Genomic DNA, 22,264 nt, shown 5'->3' on the forward strand with positions numbered 1-22,264 from the left:
TTTGTCTCTGCTTTTTTTTTTTTTTTTTTTTTTTTTTTGTTTTTTTTTTTTTTTTTTTTTTTGTTTCTCCCCCCCCCCCCCCCCCCCCCCCCCCAAGGCCGCCGCCTACCGCTGCGGCGACAGGCCCCAGATGTGCTTCGGAGTGACGATCTTCGTGATCGCCGAGCCGAGGACCGTGCTCGGCTCCTGGCCCTGGTAGAGGATGTCCGTGTTGAGCAGGGCCACCAGCGTCGCCTTCAGCTCCGGCAGGTAGATGGTCAGGCTCTCGTACCCGGGCAGTGAGCCGTTGTGACCGGTCCAGCCGTTGACGTTGACGATGCCGAGCCCGTAGCCCGCGCCGGGGGTGCCGGTGGGGAGCACCTTGAGACGCTCGGCCTGGGTGGCGGGCGAGAGCAGGGTGCCGGTGGCGAGGTCCCTGGCCCAGTGCTTGAGGTCGTGCAGGTCGGAGATCATCGCCCCGGCCGACCAGGCCCAGCTCGGATTCCAGTGCGTGCTGTCGACGACCTTGCCGGTGAGCGTCTGGTTGGTGTAGCCGTGGGCGTGCGGGCGGGGGAACTCCGCCGCCTTCGGGAAGAGCGTGTCGTCGAGGTGGCTGGGCCGCAGGACCCGGTGCTCGATGACGTCCCGTACGCTCCGGCCGGTCACCTTCTCGATCACCAGGCCGAGCAGGATGTAGTTGCTGTTCGAGTACTGGAACTTGGCGCCCGGCGCGAACACGTTGGGGTGCTTGAAACCGTAGGCCAGCAGCTCCCTCGGGGTGAAGACGCGCTGGGGGTTGCTGAGGAAGTCGTGGACGAAGGAGTCGTCCGCGGAGTACGGGAAGAGACCGCTGCGCATGTCCAGCAGGTCGCGCAGACGGATGCGGTGGCCGTTCGGGACGCCCTTGACGTACTTGGCGATCGGGTCGTCGAGGCGGACACGACCGTCGTCGACGAGTTCGAGGACCGCGGTGGCGGTGAACGTCTTCGTCTCGCTGCCGATGCGGATGCGCATGTCGTCGGTCATGGGCGCGCCGGTGCGCTTGTCGGCGACGCCGAACGCGCGGACGTAGCTGCCCTTCCCCGGCATCCACAGACCGACCTGGACCCCGGGGATGCCCGCCTTCCTCATGACGTCCCGCACCGCCTTGTCGAGCCTGGCCCGCAGCCGCGGGTCCAGTTCGTGACGGGGGTACAGATAGTCGTCTCCGCCCCCCTGGGCGGGGGCGGCGGGCGGAGCCGCCTGGGCCGGGGCGAACGCCGCCGGCAGCAGCCCGCCGAGGGTGAGTGCCGCCGCGGCGAGCCCCAGGGCCGCCTTCGACCGGCGGGACGGGAAGGGTCTTCTCATGGTCGGGCCTCTCTCATCTTCGGTTCGTCTGCTTCGGTTCGTCTGCCGAGCAGATCGTGCGCGACGGGAGGCACGCGTCCGCGCTCGGCGGGCGGGGGATCCGGGTGAATCACCTGCGATCCACCCGATCGGCCCTCATACGTGCCGGTGAGCGGATCGGGACCGGCGGACCGGACCCATCCGTCGTGCCGGTGGTGGCGGCACCCGATACCGGCGAGCACTCATCCGTCTTGATGAGCAGGTCCACCCGGACGGGTCATCCTCACCGGCTTCCACGGCCAACTCGCGGGCAGCGCGGCTACGTTGGCGCTCCCTCTTCGGTCCCCGGAGTCGCCATGGAGGCGCCGTGAAAGTCTTCTGGGTGCTCATCACCCTCCTCCTCACCGCGCTCGCGCTCGGCGGGTTCATCAACGCGGTCAAGGACGTGGACAAGGCCGGCCGCCTCGGTGACCTCGCCCTCAGCGCCGCGCTCGCACTGGCGGCCCGGGGCAGCTGGCGGCGCGTCGGCGCGTGACGGGTTCCGCCCGGGGGAGGGGGGACGGGTACGCGCTCGGCTCCCGGGGGCGTTGTCAGTGGTGGGTGTCACCATCGGGGCATGATGCGATTCGAATGGCGGCCCTTCCTTGAGCGTTGGAGCGCCGAGTGGGCCGATGGCGGGGATACGAGGGACGAGCGGGAGGACGGCGACCGGGAAGCCCGGGCGGCGCGCTGGCTGGGCTTCGCGCCTGCCGGTGAGGAGCGCCTCGTCGCGCTGGAGGAGCGGTTAGGGCGCCCGCTCCCGCCGTCGCTGCGCTCCTTCCTCCAGGTCACCAACGGCTGGCGGCCCGCGGGCACCTCCGTGCGCCGGCTGGCCGGGACCGAGGGGATCGACTGGTGCGCGGACCCGCACGGCGGAGGCGGGGCCCGGTCGGATGCCCGGGGCGACGACGCGGACACGGAGAAGACCGGGGAGGCCGGCCTCGGGGGCCGCTGCATCCGGCTGGCGGCGGAGTCCGGCATGGTGGACGTGCTGCTCGATCCGGACGACGTGGACGAGCGCGGTGAGTGGGCCGTCCATACGTATACGGGCCGGCGCGGAGCGCCTCCCGAGCGGCACGGTTCGTTCAAACACTTCATGGAGGACCTGTACGAGGAGTTCCTCGGCACCGTGGAAGGGGTGAGCCCCGGCTCCGTGTCCGTCAGCCGCTGACCCGGACGCCGGCCACATCGGGGGCGCCGGGGCGGGCCGTGAGCTGTGGCCGGTGTCACTCCTCGCGGCCGCCCCGGTCCCCTCCGGTGCCCCCGGATCCCGCTGGGTAGGGTGGTCGGGACAGCACACCGTGGACCGTAACGAGGAGCAGACGTGAGTGAGCCGGCGTCCATCGCCCTGCAGCAGGAGATCGCCCGGGAGCTCCAGGTCGCCGAGACCTTCGAGGCCGAGCGCGAGATCGAGCGACGGGTGGCCTTCCTCGCCGAGCGGCTGACCTCGACCGGACTGCGCTCCCTCGTGCTCGGCATCAGCGGCGGCGTCGACTCCACCACCACCGGCCGTCTGTGCCAGCTCGCCGTCGAGCGGGCCCGCGCCGCCGGGCACGAGGCGCGCTTCTACGCGATGCGGCTGCCGTACGGCGTCCAGGCCGACGAACACGACGCGCAGCTCGCCCTCTCCTTCATCCAGCCCGACCACGTACTGACCGTGGACATCAAGCCCGCCAGCGACGCCGCGCTGGAGGCCGCGGTCACCGCCGACGTGAGCTTCCGCGACGACCACCACCAGGACTTCGTCCTCGGCAACATCAAGGCGCGCCAGCGCATGATCGCCCAGTACGCGGTGGCCGGCGCGCACGAGGGCCTGGTCGTCGGCACGGACCACGCCGCCGAGGCGGTCTCCGGCTTCTTCACCAAGTACGGCGACGGCGCCGCCGACCTGGTGCCGCTGACCGGTCTGACCAAGCGCCGGGTGCGGGCCGTCGCGGACGCCCTCGGCGCCCCCGCCGAACTGGTGTGGAAGGTCCCGACGGCCGACCTGGAGACCCTCGCCCCGGGCAAGGCGGACGAGGACGCGCTCGGTGTCACGTACGACGACATCGACGACTTCCTGGAGGGCAAGCCGGTGGACCAGCGCGCCTTCGACACGATCGTGCGCCGCTACCGCCTCACGGAGCACAAGCGCCGGCTGCCGGTCGCCCCGTAGCGTTCCCGCCCCTGCGCGTGCGGCCCCGGGAGTGTCTTCGGGCGTTCTTCGGGCCCGCGCGTGAGGGGGTACGGGAGGGGGCTGCCGACCGATCAGCCTGCGCAGGACCGCCCGTTGGGCGTCGATGAGCCGCTCCCCGTTGTCCGTGTTCCCAGTTCCCAGCGCCGGTCGACGAGCGCTCGCAGCGGAGGCGGCACCCCGCCGGCCGCCTCCGGCGTACCCAGTACGCTGACCGGGTGACCAGCCACAAGAGCGTCGACGTGAATGTCGACGCGATGATCGAGGACCTGCGGACACTCGTCGAAGTCGAGTCTCCTTCACGCGAAACCGACGCCCTGACGGCCTCGGCCGCCACCGTCGCGGCCGTCATCGAGAGGCGGCTGGGCGGGAAGGCCGTGCTCGTCGAGAGCGTGGCCGGGCCGCATGTCCACTGGTCCGGCGGGGGCGCTCCCCGCGTCCTGATCCTCGGTCACCACGACACGGTGTTTCCGCTGGGCACGCTGGAACGCCGCCCGTTCCGGGTGGAGGACGGCCGCGCGACCGGGCCCGGTGTCTTCGACATGCTCGGCGGTCTGGTGCAGGCGGTTCACGGTCTGGCGGCGCTCGACGACCTGTCGGGCGTGGAGATCCTGGTGACGGCCGACGAGGAGGTGGGCTCCGGCTCCTCGCGGGCGCTGATCGAGGAGCGGGCCCTGGCGTGCGGCGCCGTACTCGTCTTCGAGGGCGCGGCCGACGGCGGCGGGCTGAAGACCGGCCGCAAGGGCTGCGGCACGTTCCGGGTCTCGATCACGGGCCGGGCCTCGCACGCCGGTCTGGAGCCGGAGGCCGGGGTCAACGCCCTGGTCGAAGCGGCACACCAGGTGCTGGACATCGCCGCGCTCGCCCGCCCGGAGATCGGCACCACGGTCACCCCGACCGTCGCGTCCGCGGGAACCCTGGACAACGTCGTGCCCGCCGGGGCGACCGTCGTCGTCGACGTCCGGGTCGAGTCCGCCGAGGAGAAGGACCGTATCGAAGCGGCTTTCGCGGCGCTGACCCCGCACCTCGACGGGGCGCGGATCGCGGTGGAGGGAGCGGTCGGACGCCCCCCGATGCCCGAGTCGGCGTCCGCCGAACTCTTCGCGCTGGCGCGGGAGTTGTCGCCCGGCGTGGAAGGAGTGGCGGTAGGCGGCGGAAGCGACGGCAACTTCACGGCCGCGCTGGGGGTGCCGACACTCGACGGTCTGGGCGCGGTCGGGGGTGGCGCCCACGCCGACCACGAGTACGTCCTGGTCGACGCGATGGCCGAGCGGGCGCGGCTGGTGGCCGGGTTGGTGACGGCTGTGCGGAAGAGGTAGGGGGACGGGCGGACCGAGGAGGTGGACGGAAACCTCCCATCTGCGCCGGAGACCGGCACCTGGCGTATCGAGCGCGACACCGCGCGGTTCCGGAAGGGGCGTTGGTGGCCCCGCGCGCCGAAGGTGCCGGGTCGGCGAAAGCCCTGGAGGTATGGCGGCAGGTGAGGAAGACTCCCTGGTCATGGAGTTCTTCTGCTACCACCGTGACCGGCCCGGCTCCGTCAAACTGCGCGTCGAACTGCTCGAAGCCCACTGGTCGTACATGGACGGGTTCGAGAAGGAGCTGATCGCCCGGGGGCCGACGTTCGCGGCGGACGGCGAGACGCTCACCGGCAGTGTGCACATCGTCGACCTGCCGGATCCGGCCGCCGCCCGCGCGTTCGCCTTCGACGAGCCCGGCTACCAGGCCGGCGCCTACCGGGACGTGCTGCTGCGCCGGTGGCGCAACCTGCTGGGGCGCACCATGTGGGAGTTCCCGGGCGGCCGGTCCGGTGGTGACCGGTTCCTCGTCCTGGGGCTCGGCGCGGGGGAGCCCGCCGACCTGACCGTCCCGGCCGGCCGGGACGACCTGATCGCGTACGGGCCGCTGCTGTCCGACGACGGCGTGACGTGGGTGGGCACGGCGGCGCTGGTACGGGCCCCGGACGCGGCCGCCGCCCGGGCCGTGCTGACCTCCGACCGGTACGACGCCATCGAGGTCCACGACTGGGAGTTCGGGGGGCGGCGGTAGCGGGGGCGCGGGCGGCGCGCGGCCGGGGCGCGCCGCCTCCCCTTGGCCCCCTCGACCCCCGCCCTCACAGCCCCCTGGCCCCGTCGATCCGCTCGCGCAGCAGGTCGGCGTGGCCGTTGTGGCGGGCGTACTCCTCGATCATGTGGATGAGCACCCAGCGCAGCGAGACCCTGCCGCGCCAGGAGTCCTCGCCCTCGACGTCGAGATGGGGAGCCCGCCGTACGAAGCCGTCGGCATACGCGACCTCTTCCCGCCACGCCCGCCAGGCCTCCGCGACCGCCGCCGGGTCGCAGACGGTGAAGTCGAAGTCCCCGTCGGGGGCGTCGTCACCGCAGTAGCGGGGCGGCGCGTCCTGTCCGGCCAGCACGCGGCGGAACCAGCGGCGCTCCACCTCCGTGAGGTGGCGGACCAGGCCGAGCAGCGAGAGCGTGGACGGCTCCACGGACCGCGACGACAGTTCCGCTTCCAGTCCGGCGCACTTCAGCTCCAGGGTGGCCCGCTGGTCGGCGAGGAAGGCGAGCAGCATGTCCCGCTCCTCACCGGTCGCGGGTCCGGCGAACCGGCGCTCGGGCCCGGCAGCGGCGACCCGGCTGGATGCCGTGGATGCCGTGGATGCCGCGGACCTCGTGGGCGGGGTGGGCGCGGTGAACAGTTCGGCTCTTCGGGGCGTGGCAGTCATACGGGTCATCATCGCCGCCACCGCGGGCAGTTGACCTTAGGGCCTTACGCCCTCACACACTCACGGGCTCGGAAACGTGGTCGCGTCCGCGCGGGTCGGCGGGGCGAGCAGGGGGAGCGTGTTGGTGACCGTCAGGAGGCGGTGGACGGCGCCGCTCACGGCGTGCACGTACAGCGTCTTGCCGTCTGCCAGGGCGCGTTGGCGGATGCGCAGCAGGATGTTGAGACCGGAGCAGTCGAAGAAGTCGACCTCGCTCAGGTCCAGGTCGAGACCGTGGCGCGAGCGCACCAGAGCCGCGCACAGCGTGCTGTGCAGCAGCTGGTCGGCGTCGATGTCGACCTCGCCGGTGACCGAGACCAGCTGACGGTCGCCGACCGGTCTGACCTCGATCTCCAGGCGCGGCAGCGGGCGGCCGCTCGGCGCGTACGCCGGGGCCGTGTAGACGGCGCGCCCGTGGTTGATCTGTGCGGGTATCGCTTGCTCTGGCATGGCATTGGCTCCCCAGGCATCCGCCGGTGCCCTGCTCGGGTCCCTCTAGGTTCCGCTTCCGTGGCTGATACGTCAAGATATACACGAAAAGTATTTCGCCTATTTGAATGCGTGAAAGGAGCGTCCTACCATGGCGGGATGGGTGCCGTACCTGAACCGCACGCCGGCTGGACGTTCCTGACGAACCACGCCCGCGTGCTCGCCGCGATCGCCGACAACCCGTCCGCGCGCATACGTGACATCGCCGCGCACTGCCGGCTCACCGAGCGCGCCGTCCAGCGGATCATCTCCGACCTGGAGGAGGCCGGATATCTCTCGCACACCCGGCAGGGCCGCTCCAACACCTACCGCATCGAACCGGGCGTCCCGCTGCGCCACCCGGCCGAGGCCGAGGCCGGACTGACCGTGGCGACCCTGCTCGGGGTCCTGGCCCAGCACGACGAACAGCGCGGGCAGCAGCCTCAGCACCTGTGAGCGGCGCCGGGAGCGGCGCAGGGCGGACGTGATACCGCTCGCTCTCCAAGCCGTGGCCCTTTGAGACAGCAGGCCGCCGGCCGAGGCGGCCCGGATCAGGCCCGGTCCGCGTGGACGGGGGTGAGGTCGCCGGGGTCGGTGTTGGCCCCGCAGAGCACCACGGCGAGCTTCTCGCCCCCCGAGGGCCGGTAGCCGCCCCCGCCCACCTGCGGACGGGTCGCGGTCGGGAGGGCCGCGAGCGCGGTGGCGGCGGCGTGCTCCACGGCGATGCGCCGCTGGTCCCACAGGGCCCGGCGGGCGCGCACGATCTCGGTGTCGGACACCAGGACCGTGCGCACGTCCCCCTGCTGGGCGGCGCGCAGGGCCGTCGCCGAGGCGCGGCGTGCGCCGAGGGCGTCCGCGGCGACCGAATCGACCGTGACGTCGACCGGGTGGCCCGCCCCGATCGCGGCGTTCAGCGCGCGGCAGTTCTCCGGCTCGACGGCCACCACGCGCACACCGTGGTGGCGGGCGGCCGTGGCGACACCCGCGAACAGACCGCCGCCGCCCACCGCGACCACCACGGTGTCCAGGCCGGGGACCTGCCGGACGATCTCCTCCAGTACGGTGCCGGCCCCGGCCGCGATGAGCGGGTGGTCGTACGCGTGCGAGGCGAGCGCCCCGGTCGTGGCGGCGAAGTCCTCGCAGGCGGCCAGGGCGTCCGCGTACTCGGTGCCCACCAGCCGGACCTCGGCGCCGAAGCCGCGCAGCCGGGCCACCTTCACGGCGGGCGCGGTGGCGGGCAGGAAGACGGTGGCGGGCACGCCCTGCTGCCGGGCCGCCCAGGCGCAGGCGAGCCCCGCGTTGCCGCCGGAGGCGATCGTCACGCCCGCGCCGGGAAGGGACCCGGCCTCGCGGTGGGCCTGGAGGAGGTTCTGCGCGCCCCGGGCCTTGAACGAACCGGTGTGCTGGAGGAACTCCAGCGCCAGCCACACCTCGCAGTCCTCCCGCGCGCGGTCGCCCCCAGGGCCGCCGAGGAACTCCCCGGGATCGGCGGGGGAGAGCACGACGGGACGGACGCGTCCCGCGACGCGGTCGGCCGCGGCCTTGACGTCGCCGTAGGTGAGCTGGTGCATGGCGGGGGCTCCCAGGGCGGAGAGGGCGGTAGGACCGGGCGTCGCACCCGGACGGTCGGGCGTCGCACCGGACGGTGCGGATGCCATGATCCCTCGTCTCGGCCGGTCCTGGGGCCGCGTGCCCCCGGTCCCTTCCGGAGCAGGCGGCCGCCGCGGCGCCGCCCAACGCCGTCCGCCGTCCGCCGTCCGGATGTGACAGGGAATCGTCATTGCGGTCACCGGGGCGGGCCCGGAGGATGGACGCATGCCCCTCACCCACCGCGTCGTCATCGCGGTCTTCCCCGAGGTCGACCTGCTCGACGTCACCGGCCCGGCCGAGGTGTTCGCCCTGGCCAACCGGGTGAGCGCGGGGCGCGCCGGTTACCGGGTCCGGCTCGCCGGGCCGGTCGCGGGCGAGGTGCGGACCTCGGCGGGTGTGCGGGTGGTGGCCGATGTGGGCTTCGCGGAGGTCGGCGGGGAGGTGGACACCCTGCTGGTGCCCGGCGCGGTCGACATGACCGACGACGGGCCCACCGCGCGGATCGACCCGGACGTGGTGGCATGGGTGAAGGAGACCGCCGAGCACGCCCGGCGGGTGGCCTCGGTGTGCGTGGGCGCGCATGTGCTGGCGGCGGCCGGACTCCTGGACGGGTGGACGGCGACCACGCACTGGTCGACCGCCGCCCAGCTCGCCGCGGACCACCCCGCGGTCACCGTCGACCCCGACCCGATCTTCGTCCGGGCCGACCGCGGGCGGCTGTGGACGGGCGCCGGCATCAGCGCCTGCCTGGACCTCGCGCTGGCCCTGGTGGCCGAGGACCTGGGCGAGGACGTGGCGCTCGCGGTGGCCAGGCAACTGGTCATGTACCTCAAACGGCAGGGCGGGCAGAGCCAGTTCTCCGTCCCGCTCAGCCGGCCCGCCGCCTCCCGCCGTGACATCGACGAACTGCGGCTGTGGATCGCCGAGCACCTCGACGGGGACCTGTCCGCCTCCGCCCTGGCGGCCCGGATGTGCCTGAGCGAGCGGCATTTCGCGCGGGTCTTCACCCAGGAGACGGGCACCAGCCCCGCCACCTACGTCGAGGCCGCCCGGGTGGAAGCGGCCCGGCGGCTGCTGGAGACCACCGACTGTCCCCTCGACCAGGTCGCGGCCGCGGCCGGGCTCGGCTCGGCCGAGACCCTGCACCGGGCGTTCCGGCGGCAGTTGGCCACCACACCCGGGGCGTACCGGCGCCGCTTCCGCACCACCTGACGACCCTCCCTACCCCTGTACCACCCACCCCGACGCCGCGAGCGCGAACCGGTCGCTCCGTCATGCCCCTTTCATGCTCCCTTTACTTCGGAAAGGCACCGATGAACACGAGCACGCCCGAGACGCACCGCCCCTCCACGACCCTGCGTGACGTGGTCGGGCTGGACAACCGTCCTCCCCGGCTGAGCGAGTCCGTCCTCGTGATGATCGACTTCCAGAACACCTACCGGAGCGGTGTCATGGCACTCGACGGCGCGGACGAGGCCGTCGCTGCCGGTGCCCGCCTCCTGGCCCGCGCCCGTGCGGCAGGCACACCCGTGGTCCACGTCATCAACGACGGCGGCGCGGGCACCCCGTACGACATCCGCGCCCACATCGGCGCCATCAGCGACGAGGTGGCTCCGCTGGACGGCGAGCCGGTCGTGGTCAAGCGGTTCCCCAACTCCTTCCACGCCACGGAGCTGGAGAAGACCCTGACCGGACTGGGCGCCGCGCCGCGCAGCGGCAGGGACCTCGTCCTGGCCGGGTTCATGACGCACATGTGCGTCAATCACACCGCCCAGGGCGCCTTCAACCTCGGCTACCGCCCCACGGTCGTGGCCGACGCCACCGCGACGCGCCGGCTCACCACCCCCGACGGTACGGTCCTTCCCGCCGCCACCCTGCACACGGCGGCCCTGACCGCGATCACGGACCTGTTCGGCGTGGTGGTGCCCACGGTCGAGGCCCTCACCGTCTGATCCGCGCCCGGCCGCGCCTACAGCACACCGCTCCCCAATGGCCCTTCCGGTCCCGCCGCCGGAGGGACGAAGAACACCGCGGAGCCGTAGTGCTCGATGAACGGGCCCAGCGCGTCCTGACCCGCGAGCCGTCGCTGGACGCGCGAGAACAGACCCGGGTCGTTCATGTACGCGAGGAACAACAGGCCCTGGTCGTCGGGGGTGTTGTCGTAGGAGTAGCCGCGGCGCAGTATCCGGGCGCCGCCGTCGAACCGGGGGTGCGCCAGGCGGACGTGGGCGTCGGCGGGGAGCAGGTAGCCGCCCTGCGGTGTCTTGGCGAGGAAGTCGGGCTCGGTGTGTTCGGAGCCGCCCTGGAGCGGGCCGCCGTGTGCCTTGCGGCGGCCCATGACGCGTTCCTGGCGTTCGACGGGCAGCGAGCCGAACCGGGCCGTCGCCAGGCGGATCCGGCGCACCACCAGATAGGTGGCGTTGCGGTGGGGGCCGGGCCCGAGCCACACCCACCGTTCGGCCTGTTTCGCGGTCGGGTTGGCGGTGCCGTCCTTGAAGCCGAGCAGATTGCGCGGGGTCTCCCCGGGCGGCGCGGCGGGGAGGAAGCCCGCCTGGCGCCAGCGCGGGCGCAGCACCCCCGGCACGGCCTGCTCCAGCCGCCGGGCGAGGTCGGCGCAGGCGGTCGGGGTGGCGGCGCAGACCTGGAGGAACACCTGGCCGCCCCCGGCCTCGGGGCGCAGCCGGTCACCGGCGAAGGTGGGGAGGTCGCGGAGCGCCTCCGGTGCCCGTACCCCGAGGCGGGCGAAGAGGGCGGGACCGAGGCCGACCGTCACGGTCGGGCCGTCGCGCGCGGTGAGGAGGGGCGTCCACGCGGCGAACATCCGGAGCACGGCCTCCCGCCCCGCGGGGCCGCGGGTGCGAGGACTCAGGTCGTACGACAGCAGCAGTGCGCGGGGCGGCTGCCGGTCCGTCACGCCCGGCTGACGGCCGGACTCGGACGGCGGGGCGGGGGCGGGGGCGCGGGATCCCTGGCAGGCGGTGAGGGCGGCGGCGGTACCGAGGCCGGCCAGCCCGCCCAGCAGCCCACGCCGGGCCGGGCCGGAGCCGCGGGGCGACCCTGCGACGTCGTCAACCGGCCGTGCGGGGGAAGCCGGGTGCGCGCCGTCGACCAACCGTGCGGGGGAGGCGGCGCGTGCGCCGTGGACCTGTGCTGCTTGGGAGGCCGGGTGTGCGGGGGAGGCCGGGTGTTCAGACACGCCTCCCGCGTGACCGGCACGGTCAGGCTCGCTCTTCACTCCGTCCCCCTTTCCCGCCCTTGCCCGGGCAAGTAGTCGTATAAGGGGTGTAGTGCGCATTCGTGGCGTTCCGCACGATACACCTGGCATCGTGTCCGCTCGCGTTTCTCGTCGTCTTCCGCCACGGCGTCGGCCCGGTGTGCCCGCCGCGCTGCTGCTCCTGCTCGCTGCTGCGTGTTCCGGTCCCGTGGACGACTCCGCGCCGAGGGCGCGGTGGGCGGCGTAAGCGGGTCAGCGCACCACCGCCCGGGTGTACGGGGCGGACGGGACACGGGCGGGTGGGTCGTTGAGGCGTGGCCGCCGCGGGGGCGGGGGCACCCGGATGGCCCTTTTCGCCGCGGTGGCGCCGGGCCCCTCGTGCTCGAATGGCGGACAGGGCGGCGGTGCCCGATGCCGTCGCCGCAGTCAGCAGGAGCCGCCGTGACGACGCCCGTACGCCGCCGCCCTCGTGTGCCGATACGCGTGGGCCTCCTCGCCGCCCTGGTGCTGGCGGTGACCGCCCCGACCGTCTCCGCCGCGCCGGTCCGCGCCACCGCGCCCGCGCCTGCCTGCACCGCGGACACCGGCCCGTACCAGTGGGAGCTGGAGCAGTATCTGCGGCTGCCCGCCGACGGACGGCAGTCGGAGGCCGACTGTGTGGCGATCCGGGCCTTCCAGGAGCGCAACGCCATCGTCCCCGCCGACGGCTACGCGAGCCTGGCCACCTACCGCACCACGCTGGTCATCGAGGAGCGCCGCACCCCGAACAAGAGCGGGACCTGTCCGCGGCGGGAGGAACGGCTGGTCTGTGTGGACCTCGCGCGCCAGCTCCTGTGGGTGCAGCGCGCCGGGAAGGTCGTCTACCCGGCGGTCGCGGTCCGCACCGGACGCTGGGGCCAGCAGACCCGCAACGGCTGGCACGAGATCACCGAGCGCCGGATCGACGACCACTCCGAGCTGTACGACAACGCGCCGATGCCCTACGCCCAGTACTTCTCCGGCGGGCAGGCCTTCCACGGCGTCTACGGGGACCTCTTCAACGGCGGCGGTTCGGCGGGCTGCATCAACCTGCGGCTGCCCGACGCCGAGCTCCTGTGGAACACCACCGCCCTCGGCGACCCCGTCTTCATCTGGGGCCGCAAGCCCGCGACGTGAAGGACCGGCCGGGTGCGTCCGCCGTGGCGCACGGGCCACGCCCCGGCATGATCACTTCTTCGGCCCACGGGCCCCCGAGCGCGTCGGCGCGCACCCGGGGGACCGTCCCCCGTCTCCGGGGCACCCCGTCAGGCCGCCTCGGGGAAGTGGCAGGCGACCTGGCGTGCCTCGCCCGGCGCGGCGATCCGCAGCACCGGCGCCTCCTCGCGGCACCGGTCCCGCGCCTTGGGGCACCGGGGATGGAAGGAGCATCCCGGCGGGGGCGCGGCCGGGCTCGGCGGGTCGCCCAGGAGGGTGATGCGTTTCCGGGCCCGTTCGGCGGCCGGGTCGGGGAGCGGGACGGCGGAGAGCAGTGCGCGCGTGTAGGGGTGGGCCGGGGCCGCGTACACCCGCTCCTTCGCGCCGATCTCGACGATCCGGCCCAGGTACATCACGGCGACCCGGTCGCAGACCCGTTTGACGACCGACAGGTCGTGGGCGATGAAGAGGTAGGCGAGTCCGAGTTCGCGCTGGAGGCGTTCCATCAGATTGACGATCTGGGCCTGTACGGAGACGTCCAGGGCCGAGACCGGCTCGTCCGCGATGACGAGGCGCGGCCCGGTGGCCAGGGCGCGGGCGATGCCGACGCGCTGGGCCTGGCCGCCGGAGAACTCGTGCGGGAAACGGTCGATCTGCTCGGGGATGAGCCCCACCAGCTCCATCAGCTCGGCGGCCCGCCGCCGCGCGTCCGCCGCCGAACTCCCCTGCACCAGAAGGGGGTCGGAGATGATCCGCGCGACGGTCTGGCGCGGGTTGAGCGAGGAGTGCGGGTCCTGGAAGACCATCTGGATCTCGCGGCGCAGCGGTTTGAGCTCGCGTTGCGAGAGGTGGCTGATGTCCCGGCCGTCGTAGGCGATCGTGCCGGTGGACGGTTCGAGGAGGCGCACGATCGTGCGGCCGGTGGTGGACTTGCCGCAGCCGGACTCGCCGACCAGGCCCAGCGTCTCGCCGGGCGCCACGTCGAAGCTGATGCCGTCGACCGCCCGCACGGGAGCCGAGCGGCGCCGCTGGGCCGGGTAGACCTTGGTCATGTCCCGTACGGACAGCAGGGGCGGGGTCGCTGGGGTCATGAGGGAGCGCCTTCGTACGGGGAGAGGTGGCAGGCGGACGCGTGTCCGGCGGGTCCGGACAGCAGGGGCGGCTCGGTCTCGCAGCGCAGCCGCTCGCTCGCCGCGGCCGACGCGGCCCGGGCGCAGCGGGGTGCGAAGGCGCAGCCGGGAGCCGGGACGAGCAGCGACGGCGGGCTGCCGGGGATGACCCGCAGCGGGGCGTCGTCGGGGTCGTCGAGCCGGGGCAGCGAGTCGAGCAGCCCGCGGGTGTAGGGGTGGGCCGGGGCCGCGAAGAGCGTGTCCACCGGCGCCTGTTCGACGGCGCGGCCGCCGTACATCACCAGGACCTCGTGGGCGACGCGCGCGACCACCCCCAGATCGTGGGTGATCATGACGACGGCCAGTCCGTGGTCCTGCTGGAGCCGGGCGATCAGTTCCAGGATCTGGGCCTGCACGGTGACGTCGAGCGCGGTGGTCGGCTCGTCCGCGATCAGCAGCTCGGGCTCGCAGGCCAGCGCCATCGCGATCATCACGCGCTGGCGCATACCGCCGGAGAACTGGTGCGGGTACTCGCCCGCCCGGCGTCCGGGCTCCGGGATGCCGACCTCCGCGAGCATCTCCACCGCCCGCCTGCGGGCCGCCGCGCGGCCGGAGCGGAAGTGGACGCGGTGGTGTTCGGCTATCTGCTCGCCGACCGTGTAGTAGGGATGGAGGCTGGAGAGCGGATCCTGGAAGATCATCGCCATCCGGCGGCCGCGCAGCCCGTTCAGCTCGCGCTCCGTCAGGCCCACCAGCTCGCGGCCGTCGAGCTTGATGGACCCGGTGACCCGGGCGCCGGTGTGCAGGCCCAGGACGGCCATGGAGGTGACGGACTTCCCCGAGCCGGACTCGCCCACGATGCCGAGGGTGCGGCCCCGGTGGACGTCGAAGTCCAGGGAGTCGACGGCCCGTACGGGACCGCGCGGCGTCGGGAACGTCACGCTCAGGTTCCGTACGGACAGCAGGGCCTCGCCCGTGCCCGGTGAAGGCGGGTGACCGGTCGGTGCGGGCGCGGTGGGGCGGGTCGCGTCCATCAGTACCTCACTCGCGGGTCGACGACGGCGTAGAGCAGGTCGACGGCCAGGTTGGCGACGACGATGAAGGCGGCGGCGAGCAGGGTCACCCCGAGGATGACGGGCTGGTCGCCGCTGGACAGGGCGCCGTAGAAGAGCCGTCCGACGCCGGGCAGCCCGAAGATGGACTCGGTGATCACCGCGCCCGCGAGCAGACCGCCCAGGTCCATCCCGAAGATGGTCAGGATCGGAGTCATCCCCGCTCGCAGCCCGTGTTTGACGACGACCGTGCGGCGGGGCAGTCCCTTGGCGCGGGCGGTGCGGATGTACGGCTCCGCCATGGTCTCGATCATCGAACTGCGGCTCTGGCGCGCGTACATGGCCGCGTACAGCACGGCCAGCGCCAGCCACGGCAGCAGCAGGTTGGACGCCCAGTGCAGGGGGTCGGAGCCGAACGGCACGTACTGCGGATAGGGCAGCAGGTTCGCGGTCCTGATCAGGCCGTAGATCAGCATCATCGAGGTGAAGTAGACGGGCAGCGAGGCCGCGGCGACCGCGCCGACCATGAGGACCTTGTCGGTGAGGGTGTCCTTGCGCAGCGCGGCGGCGACCCCGGCGGTCAGTCCGAGCACCAGCCACAGGACGGCCGCGCCGAGCGCCAGCGAGGCGGAGACGGGGAGCCGGTCCATCAGCAGGCCCCACACGGACTCGCTGTTCTCGTACGAGTAGCCCAGGCACGGGAAGCCGCAGTGCAGCGCGTACGGGCCGCTGCCCATGGTGCGGCCGGTGAAGATCCCGGAGGCGAAGTGCCAGAACTGCTCCCACAGCGGCTGGTCGAGCCCCATGTGGGCGCGGATCGCGGCCAGCCGCTCGACGCTGCACGACTTGCCGCAGGCGGCGGCGGCCGGGTCGGAGGGCAGCACGTAGAAGATGGTGAAGGTGACGGCGGCGATCGCGATCAGGACACCGCTCACCCCGAGCAGCCGGCGGCCGATGTAGGAGATCATGAGCGGCTTCCCCTCGGGTCGAGGATGTCGCGCAGCGCGTCGCCGAGCAGCGTGAAGGCGAGCACCGTCAGGAACAGGCAGGTGCTCGGGATGACGAAGTACATGGGGTCCGTGTCGTAGAAGGCGACGCTCTCGGCGATCATCTGGCCCCAGGACGGCGTGGGCGGGCGGACGCCGACGCCGAGATAGCTCAGGGCCGCCTCGGTGGCGATCATGCCGGGGACGATGAGGGTGGTGTACGCGATGACGGGACCCGCCACGCCCGGCAGGATGTCGCGGGTGAGGATCCGCCAGGGGCCCGAGCCGTTGACGCGCGCGGCGTCCACGTACTCGCGGTGTTTGAGCGAGAGCGTCTGGCCGCGGACGACCCGGGCGATGCCGGGCCAGCCGAACAGCCCGATCACCCCCGTCATCAGGGCGATGCGGTTGACGTCCTTGGCCACCGACATCATCGCGATCATGAAGATGAGGGACGGGAAGGACATGGTCAGGTCCATGAGCCGGCTGAGGACCGCGTCGGTGCGCCCGCCGAAGTAGCCGGCGGCGATCCCGGCGGCCGTGCCCGCGACCACGACGATCGCGGTCGCGGTGAACGCGATCAGGAGGGAGACCTGGGCGCCGTGCACCACCCGCGCGAACAGGTCGCGGCCGGTGACCGGTTCGACGCCCAGCCAGTGGTCGGCGGAGACCCCGCCGAGGGTCCCCAGCGGCTGGCCGCCGAGGTAGGGGTCGACGGCCGTCTTGTCGAACTCCTCGGGCGACCAGCCGCCGAGCCTGCTCAGCAGCGGGGCGGCGGCCGCCATGACGACGAAGAGCGCGACGACGGTGAGGGAGATCTTGACGGAGACACGGCGGCGCAGTTCCGCGCGGGCCAGTTGCCAGGGGCCGTGGCCGGCCGGAGCGGCCTCGGGTACGAGGGTTGTGGTCGTGGTCATGGTCGGACGGGTCCTCAGCCCTGGCTCTTCGAGGGGTCCTTGAGGCCGACCGTGGCGTAGTCGAGCTGACCGCCGAAGGAGGTCTGGCCGTAGGCGCCCGCGATGTTGGTGCCGAGCACCAGCGGCCAGCGGCGCACCAGGACGGGGACGGCCGGGGCCTTGGCGAGGATCTCGCCGTCGAGCTGCTGCCAGGCGGCGTTGGCCTGCTTGGCGTCCGTCATGGCGGAGATCTCGTCCATCCTCTTCATGGTCGCGTCGTCGCGGAAGAGCGAGTGGTTGCCGGAGTTGCCCTTCTCCTTGATGTAGCGGCCGTCGAAGACGAAGGGCAGGAAGGTCGAGCCCGAGGGGTAGTCGGGACACCAGCCCGTGTAGACGATGTCGGTCCGGTTCTTGGTGTCACCGATCGTCGCGTAGAACGCGGACGGGTCGACGGTCTCGATGGTGACCTTGATCCCGGCCTTGCCGAGCGCCTGCTGGATGGCCTCGCCGCGCCCCTTGTCGCCGGTGGAGACGGTCATCTTGGTGGTGAACCCGTTCGGCTCACCCGCCTCCTTCAGGAGCTCCTTGGCCCTGGCCACGTCACCGGCCACGGGCACCTTCGCGGTGTCGGGCTGCTTGCCGCCGAAGAGGGAGGCGGGCATGTACGCGGTGGAGGGGTCGTTGAAGGCGGGGCCCCCGGACGCGGTGAGGACGGCGTCCTTGTCGAGGGCGTACTGCACGGCCTGCCGGACCTTCACCTTGTCGAAGGGGGCGTGGCCGGTGTTCATCTGCACCATGTCCGTGCAGTTGGTGGACTCGGCGACGAGCCGCTTGCGGACCTCCGCGCTGGGCAGCACCTTGGCCGCGCTCTCCGGGCGGAGCGCGCCCCAGGAGACGGCGGAGGCGTCCGCGCCCTGGGAGGCGATGAGCCGGTCGTCGATCTGGTTGCCCTTGAGCCCCATGACCATCACGAGCCGGTCCGGGTAGGCCTTGCGCACCTGGTCGGTGGAGGCGTCCCAGTGGGTGTTGCGCACCAGCACCAGCTTCTTCCCCCGCTGGTACGACTCGATCTTGTACGGTCCCGAGGAGAACGGCCGGTTGTCGTACTGCGGCCCCTTGTCCTGGGCCCGCGGGACCGGCGCGAAGGTCGGCATCACGGTGGCGTTGGGGAACTCCGCGAACGGCTTGCGCAGTTCGAAGACGATCGTGTGGTCGTCCGGCGTCTTGACGGAGTCCAGGTGTCTGCCCTGAGCCGGGCCCTGGTAGCCGTCGGCGCCGACGAGGTAGCGGGCGGCGTAGTCGGCGCCGCCGGGCAGGTCGGGGGAGAAGGACCGCTCCACGTTGTACTTGACGTCCTGCGCGGTGACCGGGCTGCCGTCCTCGTAGCGGACCCCCGGCTTGAGGTGGAAGGTCCAGGTTCTCGCGCCGTTGGAGGAGGTGCCCAGGTCCGTGGCCAGGTCGGGTACGAGCTCGCTGCCGCCGGTGCCGGGGGCCGCCTTGTAGGTGACCAGGGTGCGGTAGAGCATCCGGGTCCCGAAGTCCATGTCGTTCATGACCCAGTTGCGGGCGGGGTCGAGGTGGGTGAAGTCCTGGTTGGACAGGACGGTCAGGGTGCCGCCCTTCTGGGGGGTGCCGCCCACCACGGTGCCCGCGTTGGCGGCCGCCGGGTTCTTCCGGGCGTCCGGGCCCGCGTCCGCGTGCTTGGTCTTGGAGCAGCCGGTCGCCCCGAGGGCGAGCGATGCCGCCAGGGCGGTGGCGAGGGCGGTGAGGGTGCGCTTGTTCATCAGTGGTCACTCCGAGAGCGCGTGAGCAGTCGACAGCCAGAACGGCTGGAATGTGACCGGTAACATAGTAATGTGAAATTGTACTGACAACCCCTCGGTCACTCCTTTATCCAGTCGTGTCCGAACGGGCGGCGGGGGATGGCCTGTTGGGTGCCGCTGCTTGATCTAAGCGCTTGGCCGAAACCTCTTGGTGGACGACGGTGCAATGTGAAATAGTACTGGCGCCTGCGCGGGTGCGACGGGGCCGTACGTCCCGCCCCCGCTCCCGCCTCCGTACGTCCCCTTCCTTGGAGGGCTCCTCCCGTGACCGCTGACGTGCCGCCTCTCCTCTCCCGTAACCCGGCCGACCCCGCCGACGTCCTCGTCCGGATCCCGGCGCCCGGCGCGCGGGCCACCGCCGACGCCGTGGAACGGGCCCGCGCCGCGCAGCCCGGATGGCTGGACGGCGGCGCCGCCGCGCGCTCGGCCGCGCTCGGCGCCGCAGCCGACGCCATCGGGGCCGCTGCGGACGAACTGGCCGCGCTCGCCGTCCGCGAGGTCGGCAAGCCCGTCACCGAGGCCCGCGCCGAGGTCGCCCGTACCGTCGCCATCTGGCGCTACTACGCCCAGGCCCCCTACGAACCCGTCGGCACGGTGCACGAACCCGCCGCCGGGGCCGGGCTGCTGCTCACCCGCCGCCGCCCCCACGGCGTCGCCGGCCTCATCACCCCGTGGAACTTCCCCTTCGCCATCCCGAGCTGGAAGGCGGCCCCCGCGCTCGCCGTGGGCAACACCGTGGTGCTCAAGCCCGCCCCCGAGGCCACGGCCTGCGCCCTGCGCCTGGCCGAACTCCTCCACCAGGCCCTGCCCGCAGGGGTGTTCACGGTGGTGCCCGGCGCGGCGGCCGAAGGCGAGGCGCTCGTCCGCAACGCCGACGCCGTCTCGTTCACCGGCTCGACCGCCGTCGGCCGGGCGGTGACCCGGGCCGCGACCGAGCGGGGCGTGGCGGCCCAGGCGGAGATGGGCGGCCTGAACGCGGCGATCGTCCTGCCGGACGCCGACATGGGCCGGGCCGCCGCCCACATCGCTGCGGCGGTCGCCGGGTACGCGGGACAGAAGTGCACCGCCACCAGCCGTGTCATCGCCGTCGGCGCCGCCCTCGACCCGCTGCGCGAGGCGCTCGCCGCGGCGCTGCGGTCGCTGCCGGTCGGCGACCCGGCCTCGGCGGACACCGTCTGCGGGCCCCTCATCGACGAGCGCGCCCGCGACCGCGTCGCCGAGGCATCCCGCGGCCTCTCCGTGCTCACCGGAGGAGCCGCGCCCCGGCACCCCGGCTGGTACGCCGCCCCGACCCTGGTGGAGCACGCCGAACCCGGACACCCGCTGCTGCGCGAGGAGGTCTTCGGGCCCATCGCGGCCCTGCTGCCCGCCGACGACCTCGCCCACGCGGTACGGATCACCAACGCGGTCCCGTACGGTCTGGTCACCTCGGTGCACACCGCGGACCTGGACGCCGTCCTGCACGGGCTGGACCGGCTCGACACCGGCATGATCCGCGTCAACGCGCCCTCCACAGGCGTCGACTTCCACCTGCCGTTCGGCGGCACCAAGGACTCCAGCCACGGCCCGCGCGAACAGGGCCGCGCGGCCCTGGAGTTCTACACCTCCAGCCGCACCTACACCCTGTCCACGTCACGGACCGGGTGACCCGGCAAGGGGGTGGGTCCTCACGCGCCGGAGTGCGGATGGGGCCGCCCGGGGCCCGCTGGGCGGAGTGATAGAAAGAGCCCCGAGTCACCGAACCGGTGATACCACTAGCGAGTTCGGGGGGAATGTCGCTGTGAGCCACCCACCCAGTGAGCCACCACCGCGGGAACCGGTCCCGGGCAACCCGTACGCCATGCCCGGCGGTTACGGGCAGCAGCCAGGCCCCGCGCAACCGGGCGCATACGACCACCCCGGGACATACGACCACCACCCCGGCGCCCAGGACCAGCCGGGTGCCCACGGTCAGCCGGGCGCTTACGACCAGCAGGCGTCCGCACCCCCCGGTGGCCACGGCCCGTCGTCACCCGCCCCCGGTCACCCGCCGCAGCCTCCCTACCCCGGTGGCTACGGCACGCCGGGCCCGTCACCGTACGCCTGGACACCGCCGCTCCCGCCCGGCGGTGGCGGCCGGCGGTCCTTCTACCGCAAACCCGTCGTGATCGTGGCCGCCGCTCTCGCGGTGCTCCTGGTTATCGGCGGGGGTGTGTACCTGGCCTCCGGCGACGACGGCAAAGCCGCCGGGCCCGCGGCCGGTGGCCCCCCTTCGCCCTCCGCCTCCGTCCCGGCCGACCTCGGCGACGGCACCGGCAGCGGCAACGGCGGCGCGAGCGGGGGCGACGGGTACAACGACGGCATCAAACCGGGCGAGGCACGTATCTGGGTGCGGGAGAACGAGACCCCGCTGACCTCGGCGGGAGGGCAGCAGTTCGGCCCGTGGCTGCTCGGGGACATCGTGGCCAGAGCCATGTACAAGGAGGTCACCGGCCACGCGGTGGGCGACGGTACGCCGAAGTGGCGCGTGGAGCTGGAAACACCCCTGTGCGGCGCGGCGCACCACCTGATCACGGGCGGCAAGGTGGTCATCGCCACCCTGGAGAACAACACCGCGCGCGCCCACTGCAAGTACCTCCAGCAGATCGATCTCGCCACCGGCAAGGTGGGGTGGAAGACCGAGGTGCCCCAGGAGAACGAGTTCGACACCACCAACGAGTTCCGGATCGCGGTCACCGGCAACACGGTCGCCGTCAGCCACAGTGCCTACGCGACCGGTTTCTCCGCCGTCGACGGCAAGAAGCTCTTCGGTACGTGGAAGACCACCGGGTGCAGCCCGTACAGCATCGGCGGCGGGACCCGGATGCTCGGTGTGGCCCTGTGTCCGGCCCCGGGCGGCGCCACCAAGGAGCAGCAGCTGGTCGAGGAGCTCGACCCGGCCACCGGCAGGTCCAGGTGGAACTACCGGTACGCGCCGGGCTGGACGGTGGGACGCGTCTACTCCACCGACCCGCTGGTCGTCGCCGCGCACAACGGCGACGCAAAGACGTGGAACATCACGGCGTTCGCGCCGGACGGAAAGGTGCGCTGGCAGGTCGAGCCGAAGTTCAAGGTCACCGGAGCGTGCGACGGATTCGGGGACGGCAGTGGCGACCTGCACGCCTGCACCTTCGCCGCGTCCGACACCAGCACCCTGTACCTCGGCACCTCCGGCTCCGGCGGCGCGGTGGTCGGCGAGCCGGAGACCAACGAGGTCGTCGCCGTGGACCTGGGCACCGGCAAGGAGAAGTGGCGTACGAAGGAGCCGCACGGACGTGCCATGCGCCCGCTGGCGGTCGAGGACGGCAAAGCCGTCGTGTACGTCCAGGCGGGCCAGGGGCCCGGTGACGCGGCATCGGTGGCCACGATCGCGGCGACCGGCGGAACACCCCAGACCCTGCTCCAGACCCCGGCGGCGGCCGCCGCCACCGAGCGCGCCTTCTTCCCGGCCCCTCGGCCGGCCTGGTCCGGCGGCCGGTTCTTCCTGCTCAACGGCCGGGTGAAGAGCCCCACGGCCCAGCAGAAGGACCGCACACTCCTGTCCTTCGGCAAGTGACGCGACGGTGGCGGGGGGGGGGGGGGGGGGGGGGGGGGGGGACAACAACCAACCCCCCAGAGAGAGGGTTGCTGGCCTCTCCACCCCTCCCCCAT

Annotated in this window: 21 protein-coding genes; 11 read left to right on the plus strand and 10 right to left on the minus strand. The window is 72.8% G+C overall.

The window, feature by feature from the left end; all coding sequences use genetic code 11:
- Window positions 1-105 precede the first annotated feature (105 nt).
- Window positions 106-1,326, minus strand: coding sequence for a serine hydrolase domain-containing protein (locus tag AC069K_RS08785; protein ID WP_478613668.1), 1,221 nt, complete (start codon window positions 1,324-1,326; stop codon window positions 106-108).
- Window positions 1,327-1,672: 346 nt separating this feature from the next.
- On the opposite strand from AC069K_RS08785, the gene AC069K_RS08790 reads away from it, so the two are divergent.
- From AC069K_RS08790 to AC069K_RS08810, 5 genes are all read left to right on the plus strand, one after another.
- Window positions 1,673-1,840 carry a hypothetical protein gene (locus AC069K_RS08790; protein WP_358832054.1) on the plus strand — a complete coding sequence of 56 codons (168 nt, stop codon included), beginning with the start codon at window positions 1,673-1,675 and terminating at the stop codon, window positions 1,838-1,840.
- An 81-nt stretch (window positions 1,841-1,921) separates the two neighbouring features.
- Window positions 1,922-2,515 carry an SMI1/KNR4 family protein gene (locus tag AC069K_RS08795; protein ID WP_478613672.1) on the plus strand — a complete coding sequence of 198 codons (594 nt, stop codon included), beginning with the start codon at window positions 1,922-1,924 and terminating at the stop codon, window positions 2,513-2,515.
- A gap of 153 nt (window positions 2,516-2,668) precedes the next feature.
- Entirely contained in the window at window positions 2,669-3,499 is an 831-nt protein-coding gene (gene nadE, locus AC069K_RS08800) for an ammonia-dependent NAD(+) synthetase (protein ID WP_365113136.1), read from the plus strand.
- 275 nt (window positions 3,500-3,774) lie between these two features.
- Window positions 3,775-4,836: a M20 family metallopeptidase gene (locus AC069K_RS08805; protein ID WP_478614435.1), complete on the plus strand. Its 1,062-nt coding sequence runs from the start codon at window positions 3,775-3,777 to the stop codon at window positions 4,834-4,836.
- Between the two features lie 181 nt (window positions 4,837-5,017).
- A complete protein-coding gene (locus tag AC069K_RS08810) occupies window positions 5,018-5,566 on the plus strand; it encodes a YciI family protein (protein WP_478614438.1) in 549 nt (182 codons plus the stop codon).
- Between the two features lie 64 nt (window positions 5,567-5,630).
- On the opposite strand, the gene AC069K_RS08815 is transcribed toward AC069K_RS08810, so the two are convergent.
- Together AC069K_RS08815 and AC069K_RS08820 are read right to left on the minus strand one after the other, a co-directional pair.
- Complete coding sequence (locus AC069K_RS08815) at window positions 5,631-6,092, minus strand: DinB family protein (protein ID WP_478614441.1); 462 nt, start codon at window positions 6,090-6,092, stop codon at window positions 5,631-5,633.
- Window positions 6,093-6,305: 213 nt separating this feature from the next.
- A complete protein-coding gene (locus tag AC069K_RS08820; protein WP_365113142.1) occupies window positions 6,306-6,734 on the minus strand; it encodes an STAS domain-containing protein in 429 nt (142 codons plus the stop codon).
- A gap of 138 nt (window positions 6,735-6,872) precedes the next feature.
- Between AC069K_RS08820 and AC069K_RS08825 the strand changes: the two genes are divergently transcribed.
- Entirely contained in the window at window positions 6,873-7,208 is a 336-nt protein-coding gene (locus tag AC069K_RS08825; protein ID WP_358832049.1) for a helix-turn-helix transcriptional regulator, read from the plus strand.
- Window positions 7,209-7,303: 95 nt separating this feature from the next.
- Here AC069K_RS08825 and AC069K_RS08830 read toward each other — a convergent pair whose 3' ends face one another.
- On the minus strand, window positions 7,304-8,323 hold the full coding sequence (locus AC069K_RS08830) for a serine/threonine dehydratase (RefSeq protein ID WP_478613678.1): 1,020 nt from the start codon (window positions 8,321-8,323) through the stop codon (window positions 7,304-7,306).
- Window positions 8,324-8,567: 244 nt separating this feature from the next.
- On the opposite strand from AC069K_RS08830, the gene AC069K_RS08835 reads away from it, so the two are divergent.
- Both AC069K_RS08835 and AC069K_RS08840 read left to right on the plus strand, forming a co-directional pair.
- Window positions 8,568-9,554, plus strand: coding sequence for a GlxA family transcriptional regulator (locus AC069K_RS08835; RefSeq protein ID WP_478613681.1), 987 nt, complete (start codon window positions 8,568-8,570; stop codon window positions 9,552-9,554).
- 101 nt (window positions 9,555-9,655) lie between these two features.
- Complete coding sequence (locus tag AC069K_RS08840) at window positions 9,656-10,294, plus strand: isochorismatase family protein (RefSeq protein ID WP_478613684.1); 639 nt, start codon at window positions 9,656-9,658, stop codon at window positions 10,292-10,294.
- Between the two features lie 17 nt (window positions 10,295-10,311).
- On the opposite strand, the gene AC069K_RS08845 is transcribed toward AC069K_RS08840, so the two are convergent.
- Window positions 10,312-11,538, minus strand: coding sequence for a Dyp-type peroxidase (locus tag AC069K_RS08845; protein WP_478613687.1), 1,227 nt, complete (start codon window positions 11,536-11,538; stop codon window positions 10,312-10,314).
- Window positions 11,539-11,997: 459 nt separating this feature from the next.
- Here AC069K_RS08845 and AC069K_RS08850 point away from each other — a divergent pair, with 459 nt between their 5' ends.
- On the plus strand, window positions 11,998-12,711 hold the full coding sequence (locus AC069K_RS08850) for a L,D-transpeptidase (protein WP_365113157.1): 714 nt from the start codon (window positions 11,998-12,000) through the stop codon (window positions 12,709-12,711).
- A gap of 128 nt (window positions 12,712-12,839) precedes the next feature.
- Here the strand turns inward: AC069K_RS08850 and AC069K_RS08855 are convergent, their stop codons facing one another.
- Genes AC069K_RS08855 through AC069K_RS08875 form a run of 5 tightly spaced genes read right to left on the minus strand, consistent with a single transcriptional unit; the run spans window position 12,840 to window position 18,556 of the window.
- Window positions 12,840-13,820: an ABC transporter ATP-binding protein gene (locus AC069K_RS08855; RefSeq protein WP_478613690.1), complete on the minus strand. Its 981-nt coding sequence runs from the start codon at window positions 13,818-13,820 to the stop codon at window positions 12,840-12,842.
- Entirely contained in the window at window positions 13,817-14,872 is a 1,056-nt protein-coding gene (locus tag AC069K_RS08860; RefSeq protein ID WP_365113163.1) for an ABC transporter ATP-binding protein, read from the minus strand. Before AC069K_RS08860 ends, AC069K_RS08855 begins: the two co-directional genes overlap by 4 nt.
- On the minus strand, window positions 14,872-15,858 hold the full coding sequence (locus tag AC069K_RS08865) for an ABC transporter permease (protein WP_365113166.1): 987 nt from the start codon (window positions 15,856-15,858) through the stop codon (window positions 14,872-14,874). The genes AC069K_RS08860 and AC069K_RS08865 overlap by 1 nt, the downstream gene beginning before the upstream one ends.
- A complete protein-coding gene (locus AC069K_RS08870) occupies window positions 15,855-16,793 on the minus strand; it encodes an ABC transporter permease (RefSeq protein ID WP_478613695.1) in 939 nt (312 codons plus the stop codon). The genes AC069K_RS08865 and AC069K_RS08870 overlap by 4 nt, the downstream gene beginning before the upstream one ends.
- Before the next feature lie 14 nt (window positions 16,794-16,807).
- On the minus strand, window positions 16,808-18,556 hold the full coding sequence (locus AC069K_RS08875) for an ABC transporter substrate-binding protein (RefSeq protein ID WP_478613698.1): 1,749 nt from the start codon (window positions 18,554-18,556) through the stop codon (window positions 16,808-16,810).
- A gap of 303 nt (window positions 18,557-18,859) precedes the next feature.
- Here AC069K_RS08875 and AC069K_RS08880 point away from each other — a divergent pair, with 303 nt between their 5' ends.
- Both AC069K_RS08880 and AC069K_RS08885 read left to right on the plus strand, forming a co-directional pair.
- Complete coding sequence (locus tag AC069K_RS08880) at window positions 18,860-20,242, plus strand: aldehyde dehydrogenase family protein (protein WP_478613700.1); 1,383 nt, start codon at window positions 18,860-18,862, stop codon at window positions 20,240-20,242.
- A gap of 133 nt (window positions 20,243-20,375) precedes the next feature.
- Window positions 20,376-22,169 (plus strand): outer membrane protein assembly factor BamB family protein, encoded by a 1,794-nt coding sequence (locus AC069K_RS08885; RefSeq protein WP_478613703.1) that lies wholly within the window; start codon window positions 20,376-20,378, stop codon window positions 22,167-22,169.
- Window positions 22,170-22,264 lie beyond the last annotated feature (95 nt).

Source organism: Streptomyces sp. NPDC043908, assembly GCF_056435525.1.